The sequence below is a fragment of the Kitasatospora sp. NPDC001603 genome (assembly GCF_040298365.1).
Classification (GTDB): Bacteria; Actinomycetota; Actinomycetes; order Streptomycetales; family Streptomycetaceae; genus Kitasatospora.
On the sequence record NZ_JBEPAA010000151.1, the window covers coordinates 1 to 6,735 of the forward strand.

General features: G+C 75.3%; 10 protein-coding genes. 8 read left to right on the forward strand and 2 right to left on the reverse strand.

Annotated features, from left to right (window positions below):
• Positions 1-51: 51 nt before the first annotated feature.
• Positions 52-831 carry an anti-sigma factor gene (locus tag ABT263_RS38280; protein ID WP_352298452.1) on the reverse strand — a complete coding sequence of 260 codons (780 nt, stop codon included), beginning with the start codon at positions 829-831 and terminating at the stop codon, positions 52-54.
• Positions 828-1,412 (reverse strand): ECF RNA polymerase sigma factor SigK, encoded by a 585-nt coding sequence (sigK, locus tag ABT263_RS38285; protein ID WP_352298455.1) that lies wholly within the window; start codon positions 1,410-1,412, stop codon positions 828-830. The genes ABT263_RS38280 and sigK overlap by 4 nt, the downstream gene beginning before the upstream one ends.
• 606 nt (positions 1,413-2,018) lie before the next feature.
• Here sigK and ABT263_RS38290 point away from each other — a divergent pair.
• The 8 genes from ABT263_RS38290 to ABT263_RS38325 form a co-directional block, all read left to right on the forward strand.
• Positions 2,019-2,261 (forward strand): hypothetical protein, encoded by a 243-nt coding sequence (locus tag ABT263_RS38290; RefSeq protein WP_352298458.1) that lies wholly within the window; start codon positions 2,019-2,021, stop codon positions 2,259-2,261.
• 125 nt (positions 2,262-2,386) lie between these two features.
• A complete protein-coding gene (locus tag ABT263_RS38295) occupies positions 2,387-2,842 on the forward strand; it encodes an ATP-binding protein (protein WP_352298461.1) in 456 nt (151 codons plus the stop codon).
• Positions 2,843-3,655: 813 nt separating this feature from the next.
• Positions 3,656-4,186, forward strand: a complete 531-nt coding sequence (locus tag ABT263_RS38300; protein WP_352298464.1) for a hypothetical protein — start codon at positions 3,656-3,658, stop codon at positions 4,184-4,186.
• Between the two features lie 267 nt (positions 4,187-4,453).
• The gene (locus tag ABT263_RS38305; RefSeq protein ID WP_352298467.1) at positions 4,454-4,618 is read left to right on the forward strand and encodes a hypothetical protein; all 165 of its coding nucleotides are present in this window, start codon (positions 4,454-4,456) and stop codon (positions 4,616-4,618) included.
• 291 nt (positions 4,619-4,909) lie between these two features.
• Entirely contained in the window at positions 4,910-5,185 is a 276-nt protein-coding gene (locus tag ABT263_RS38310) for a hypothetical protein (protein ID WP_352298470.1), read from the forward strand.
• Between the two features lie 315 nt (positions 5,186-5,500).
• The gene (locus ABT263_RS38315) at positions 5,501-5,986 is read left to right on the forward strand and encodes a hypothetical protein (protein ID WP_352298473.1); all 486 of its coding nucleotides are present in this window, start codon (positions 5,501-5,503) and stop codon (positions 5,984-5,986) included.
• Positions 5,987-6,198: 212 nt separating this feature from the next.
• Positions 6,199-6,471, forward strand: coding sequence for a hypothetical protein (locus tag ABT263_RS38320; protein WP_352298476.1), 273 nt, complete (start codon positions 6,199-6,201; stop codon positions 6,469-6,471).
• Between the two features lie 48 nt (positions 6,472-6,519).
• Positions 6,520-6,735 (forward strand): hypothetical protein (locus ABT263_RS38325; protein ID WP_352298479.1); only part of this gene is annotated, 216 nt, incomplete at its 3' end.

The following is a 6,735-nucleotide window of genomic DNA, read 5'->3' on the forward strand; positions in this document are numbered from 1 at the left end:
TCGACGCCTGAGCCGTGTCGGTGGGTTTCTCGGCGCATGGGCCCCCGAAGGTCAGGCCGGGTGGGTGGGAGGTAGACGCAGGGCCATGAGGGGTTCGCCGGTGGGCTGGGCGGACCCGCCAGCGGGTTCCTGGGTCAGGGCAACGGCGCGGGCGCCGTCGAGGGGGGCGGTCAGGACGAGGGCGCCGTCGCCGTCCGGGAGCAGTCCGGCCGGGCTGAGGGTGCCCGCACGGTCGAGCCAGAGTTCGTAGACCCGGCCCGGTCCGGGGTCGGGGAGGCCGGAGGCGAGGAAGCCCGCGAGGTTGCGGCTGGTCGACCAGACGAGGGTGCCCGTGCCATCCGTCCCGTTCGTGGCGTTCGTGCTGGTAACCCGGGCGTCGGGGGCGGTCAGCAGCTCGCCGAAGGCCGCCTGCCGGGTGCGCAGCTGTTCGGTCTCGGCCCGGGCCTGTTGCGCCTGGTCGTGTTGCTGGACGCTGAGCGCTCCCAGCGCGGTGGCTGCTGCCAGCGAGGCCGCCAGGGCGAAGCGCGGCCAGCGGGCCGAGCCGCGTGGGCGGTGCGGTCGCGGTGCGGCCCGGGTGTCCCGGTGGAGGGGCGGCAACTGCTGCTCGTCGTCGAGGCGTGCCATGACCCGTGCCCGCAGCGCGGGCGGTGGCCGCAGGCGGTCGGCCGCGCCGAGCCGGGCCAGCGCGGTGGCGAAGCCGGCGACCTCCACGGCGCAGGTGTCGCAGCCGTCCAGGTGGGCCTCGAAGGCCTCGTGTTCGTCGGGGTCGAGGGCGTTCAGTGCGTACGCGCCGGTGTGCAGGTGGGGGTCGGCGTCGGCGGGCGTGGTCATGATCCGGCCTCCAGACAGTCGCGCAGCCGGATGAGGGCGTCGCGCATGCGGGACTTGACCGTGCCCAGCGGTGTGCTGAGGCGCTCGGCCACCTCCCGGTAGGTCAGGCCGTGGTAGTAGGCCAGCAGGACGGACTCGCGTTGCGGCCCGGTGAGCCCGCGCAGGCAGTGGCGGACCTGTTGCTGGTCGAGGTGGGTCTGGGCCTGTTCGGCGACCTCGTCGAACGGGGTCTCCCGGCCGCGCGCGGCGGCCCGTTGGTCCCGCTCGGCGGCGGCCTGGCAGTGGCGGACCCGGTCCACGGCCCGGCGGTGGGCGATGGTCATTACCCACGGCACGACGTCACCGCGGTGCGGCTCGTAGCGTGCGGCGCCGCGCCACACCTCCAGCATCACTTCCTGGGTCACCTCCTCGGACTGGGCCTCGTCGCGCAGGACCCGCCGTACCAGGCCGTACACCGGGCCGGCCACCGCGTCGTAGAGCTGTCCGAACGCCTCGTGGTCGCCCCGGGTGACGCGTGCCATCAGGTCCTTCAGGTTCCTCGGGGGCTCCGCCGGCGGGTACAGGTAGGCGACGGAGTTCACGGGCCCCGCCTCCCCGCGGGGGTGGCCGCGCGCGCTGGCGGGGCCGCTTCGTCGTGCGGACGCGGGTGTGGCTGCGGGCGGTCGGGTTCGGTACGCACGGCGGCCTCCGGAGGTTGGGCGGCGCGGCGGGCTGGGTTCCACCTCTCGTAGGGTATTCGTGGCCGGGGCCCTCATGGATTGGCCTCACCCCGTGGTTTCACCGGGTCGGCGGAACTGGGGCCCTGACCGGCCGCGCCTACGGCGGCGACGGCCGGCCGGTGCCGCCGGGCCCACCGACGAACACGGGCGCAGGCCCCACCGGCCCGGTGCCACCGCAGGCAGCATCCCCGGTGGCTGCGCGTCGGCCCCGCGCGGCGGGCGGGTGCTGCCGTTCCGGGTCCGTGGATCCGGCTCGTCCGACAAAGCGGTGCAATCCGGATGCTGCCCGGTGGCGAATCAAGGTCGGGAAACACCCGGTGGCACCGGCCCGGCGCCGCCGCCCCCTGAGGGCAGTGTCTTCGACCCCGGTCCGTCCGTCGGTCCTGTTTCCCGTCGCACGTCCCCACGGCAAAGGAAGGAGGCGTACTGCCATGCGCGCAGCCCGCCCGATCCAGGCGTTCCCTGGCCGTGGCCGCTGCCGGCGTGCTGCTGGCCGGCGGAGCCGCCCTGACCACCGCGGCCTCGGCCTCGGCGACCCCGGTGAACACCACCGCGACGAGTGCCCGCTCGCTCGACCACCAGCACGGCAACTGCACCTGGCACCAGGGCCACTGGTCGAAGGTGTGGCACCCGACGGGCTGGCAGGAGAAGTGGCAGCCCACCCACTGGGAGAAGGTCTGGTATGACGGTTACCTGACCTGCTCCCGCTGACCCCGACTCCACCGGGGACCAGTCCCCGTCCCGCCGAACCGCGCGGCCCTCGGCCCGAGGGCCGCGCCGTCCCGACCGCCGGCCCGCTCCGTACCGGACGGACGGGACACGAAGGACCCACGGTCATGAACACCACGCCGATCCCCGCCGTTCGACCGCTCCCACGCGCGGCCGGCCCCCGTGCCGCCACGAGCGGCGTCTCCCTGTCCCTGCCGTTCGCCAACGATCCCCGGTGCCTGGGCGGACTGCGTGCCGCCGCCGCCGCGTTCCTTCGCGACACCCGGCCCGCGAGGGCCGCCCACCTCGCCGACGTCCTGCTCGTCGTCACCGAACTCGCCGCCAACGTCGTCCGGCACACCGACGGTCCCGGACAGCTGACCCTGGTCGCCCACCCGGACGGGACGCGGATCGAGGCCAGCGACACCAGCCGGGCCCTGCCCGTCGTGCTCCCGTTCGCACCCGGTCTCGGCCACGGCCGCGGCCTGCTGCTGGTCCGCGCGCTCGCCGAGAACCTGTCCCTGACCCTCGACCCGGGGAGCGGGAAGACGATCCGGGCGACCCTGCGGGACCGATCTGCCTAGGCGGGCGATACGGGCACCATCCGCAGGCCCCATTCCTCCTGGTGAACGCGCCCGGCCCGGCCCCGCGGCGGCGGCCGGTCGCGAGCGCGAGGAGCAGGCCGGTGACGGGCCGCAGGCGCACCAGTGAGGTGTGGTGGACGTGAGGCCACCGGCCCGGCAGGGTGTCCGCGCGCCGGAGGGTTGCCGGTCCTTTCGCCGTCTTGCCTGCCCGTCGGCGGCGGAACCGCGCGGGCGGGACGCACAGGCCGACCGTCGTCGAGGCGGCTGGGATCGGGGTGGCTGCCGACGGCCCCCGAGATCCGGTGTGTTGGCGCGGGTCGACAGTGGCGCCTTTCGCGGCGCCGCCGCGGCGGCCCGGTCGCTACGGGAGCTCGTCCGGCTGCCGGGCCCGTGACTGGCCGATGGCGGTTGCCGCTGCCCCTTCCGGGGTTGCCGGTCGCGGGGGCGCCGTGAGGATGAAGGGTCGTCGGCGGGTGCGGCATTCGGGTGGTTCGCCCCGCAGGCGGCGAGCCGTATGGCGACCGGCCTCGAAGCAGGGGCGGAAAGTGCTTGTGGGTGGCCGGGAAACGGAGTGTCGTTGTGGCGATCAGGGCTGGACGGACAGTGTGGGTGCGGCCGGCGGCGGCCGGGGACGGGCGCGCGATCACGGACCTCGTCGCGGCCGACCGGTTGCCGGTCCTCGCCGCGCGGCGCCCCACGGCGCCCGGTGGCGCTCCGCGGGGCACGGTCCTCGTCGCGTACGACGGGTCCGGGCAGGTCGTGGGTGCCATGGCGCTGCACCGGCGGACCGACCCCGGGCGTCTCGCGGGCGGCGTGACATGGCTTCACTGCCGGGAGAGCCCCGCGGCCGCGGCCGTCCTCGTCCAGGCGGCCCTGGAACGTAGCAGCGGGCTCAGCGACGTCACCGCCTTCGGCCGCCCGAGCCCGTGGCCACCCCACCTCCCGGGCGTGCCCCTGCAGAATCGCCCGGTCACCACCGAGGCGTTCACCAACGTGGGGTTCCGCACCCGCGACCAGTGGCTCCTGCTGCACCGGCCCCACCCGCGCCCCGCCGGTCCGCCCCCGGGAGGCCAGGACCCTTCCGGCCACCCCGTCCACTGGATCACCCCCGACGGCGGCCTGCACGCCGGCCGTGAGACGCACCGGCCCGCGGTGGAAGCGGTGCCGGCCGGCCTGTGGCGGTTCCGGATCGGACGCTCGCTGGAACTGCTGGACCGCAGTGCCGGATGCGAGGCTCTGGCCACCGTCGACCTGCTCGCACCGGACGCTTCGCCGCGGTGCGCGATGCTGGCCGCCGCCGGCTTCGAGGAAACCGACCTGCTGCGCTCGCTGGTGCTGGCCTGATCTCCGTGCCGGGACGACCGCCTGCGCGGGACCAGACCCTCCGAGACACCGGGCAGCCCGGCCGCGGGCCGGGCCCTACGCTGTCGGAGCCACCTTCCTCCCGCGGATGCCGGTACCGGGCGCTCGCGGTGACGGGGCGTCCGAGAACCGACGCACGACAACACCACTCGGCCCCGAGGAGCGCGACCTGCTCGCCTCCCTCGACCACCGACTCCCTACGCGGCCGGCACCGGCACATCCGTACGCGTCGACCAGGCCCTCGTCGAGGTGACGGTGGCCCTTCTGGGCCAGCTCGGCGCGGCGTTCCCCGCAGAACCGATCGGTCGGGCGGCGCTCGTGGTGGCCGACCGCCTCCAGACCCATGTCCCGATGACGGCGATCCTGCAGTTGAGGCGCGACCTCGACAGGGAACGGTTCGACCTCGGAGGCTGAACCGAACCGCCCGGCGCCCGCGCCCCGGCGGCCCGCGTCCCGCCCCCGGCCGACCCCCTGCTGCCGTCCGGATGACCGCTTGGCATGTCTGCGGACGGGCTGGCCGGATGGCCCGCACAGCCCGAACGGGCAGTACGGGCCAGCCCATCTCCGCGGGCCTCGGCCGGCCGGGCGCCCGCCCCGGCGCCCTGGGCCGTTCAGCCCCGGCGCCCGCGCAGCGTTCGCGACGGGCGCCTAGCGTCGATCCCACCGGACGGCAGCAGCCGTCCCGAGAAGAGGATCTGACAGACGATGAACAAGACCATAGCCCGCGCCGCCACCACCACTCTGCTCGCCGCGGGCATCGTCGCCGTCCCGGTCACCGGCAGCGCCTTCGCCGCCGGTATGCCCCGCGGCGGGCAGTTGTCCTACAGCCACCACGTGCACGCTTCGACCAGCCACGTACGCTACAGCGAGAGCACGCAGCTCACCTACGGTACCGGCAGCGCCCACGACGGCAACGGCTACGGATCCGGCGACTACGGCTCCGGCCACGGCCTGCTGGGCCTGGGCCTGATCGCCCTGTGATCCACCGCCCCGTCCCGCGGGTCCCCGCGATTCGCTGAACAGGGGCGGCGAGGCCCGGCCTGCAACGCCGGACCCCGCCCGTGTCCGCCGCTTCGCCTGAGGTCCGCGTGGCGTGCACACCCTCACTTCGTCCACCACCCACGGCCGGACTGGTCACCGGCCCTCGGTTCACCCAGGCAGGCCAACGCCACCCCCTCCCTCCACGGGCTCACGCACACACACAGACCACGACACCGCGACCGTGAGCGAAAGCTGGGTCACTCGGCAGGACGCCACTGCTCGCGGGAACGGGCAGGGCCGGACAGGCTTTCCGCCATGAAAGACACACGAAGCGCCGCCGCCGCGGCGGGTACCGTACGGAGCCCGGAGACCGGCACACAGGTGTGTGTCGACACCACACTGATCGCCCTGGCCACGTCCGTGCTCGACCACTGCCCCGTGCCCGCCCCGGCAACGTCCTGCGCCGACCTGACCGGGCGACTGCGGGAGGCGATCGGCGCCGACAGCCGCCACCCGCATCCGCGCCCCCAGGGCACCCGGCCGGAGCACGCTGAAGGCCGCCTGGAGCGTGACCAGCTCGCGACGGCCATCAACAGGTTCCTCGACCCGCAGCGCCGAGGGCCCCTCCGACAGCTGGACGCCGCCCTCGTCCACGAGGCCGTGCAGGCCCTGCGCACCGCGAACACATCGTGGGCCGGGGAGCCGCTCGGTACGGCGGCGCGACTTCTGTGGGAACACCTCTACCTGTGCATCCCGCTGACCGCCATCGTGGCCTCCGGGGCGTGCACTGGCCGCTCGTGACCGACCGTCGGCCCCGCGCTGCGCGAGAGGACTGGGCCCGAACCCGGAGGTGATGGACACGGTGCTCAGCAGCGACCGGAAGCCTCCCTCATCGCCCCTTCCCTCGGCCGAGCCCCCCTCACCGCCCGTCCCGACGAAGGAGCCCGGGCGGCGGCCGTTGTCCCCCCGGGGCGAAACGACGCCCACCGCCGACAGCCCCGAAGCCGGGCCCGTTGCGCCCCGGGGAGAAGCCCCGGCCACCGCCGACGCACCCCGCCCCGGCCCACCCGGTCCCGGCCTCTACGGTCGCCCACCCCGACGACACCGACCTGCAGCCCCACGCGGTCCTGCGCGCCACCTCGGATCCGGTGCGCCGCTACGGCCCGCCGGACCGCGCGGACGACCCCGCCCACACCTTCGGCCCGGGCTGGACGACAACATCCTGGTCGGCGCCGAAGGCCGCTAGCGTTCACCAACTGCACCACCTCGACCTCCGGGTCGGCTGACCCGCGCCGCTCGGCGACGGGCCGTGGAGCCCGGGCGGCTGGATCGCGGTGCTGCACCTGGCCGACGGTCGCGCCGAACTGCTGCTCGGGAACCTTGGCCGGCCCCGCACCCACCGCGACCACGACGAGGCCCTCGACGCGCTGCGCAGCGCCCCGCTGGTGCCGCCGGCCACCGCCGCGCGGGCCCCGGACGCCGCCCGCCCGGTTCCGAGGACCTCCGGGTGGATCGGCCCGCGCCCGGCCGAGCCCGCCGCCGGGACGGCG

What these genes read in the sequence shown, in the direction of transcription:
- ABT263_RS38280 (WP_352298452.1), bottom strand. Translation starts at nt 831, where the DNA reads ATGACCACGCCCGCCGACGCCGACCCCCACCTGCACACCGGCGCGTAC.
- ABT263_RS38295 (WP_352298461.1), top strand. Translation starts at nt 2,387, where the DNA reads ATGAACACCACGCCGATCCCCGCCGTTCGACCGCTCCCACGCGCGGCC.
- ABT263_RS38310 (WP_352298470.1), top strand. Translation starts at nt 4,910, where the DNA reads ATGAACAAGACCATAGCCCGCGCCGCCACCACCACTCTGCTCGCCGCG.
- ABT263_RS38315 (WP_352298473.1), top strand. Translation starts at nt 5,501, where the DNA reads ATGAAAGACACACGAAGCGCCGCCGCCGCGGCGGGTACCGTACGGAGC.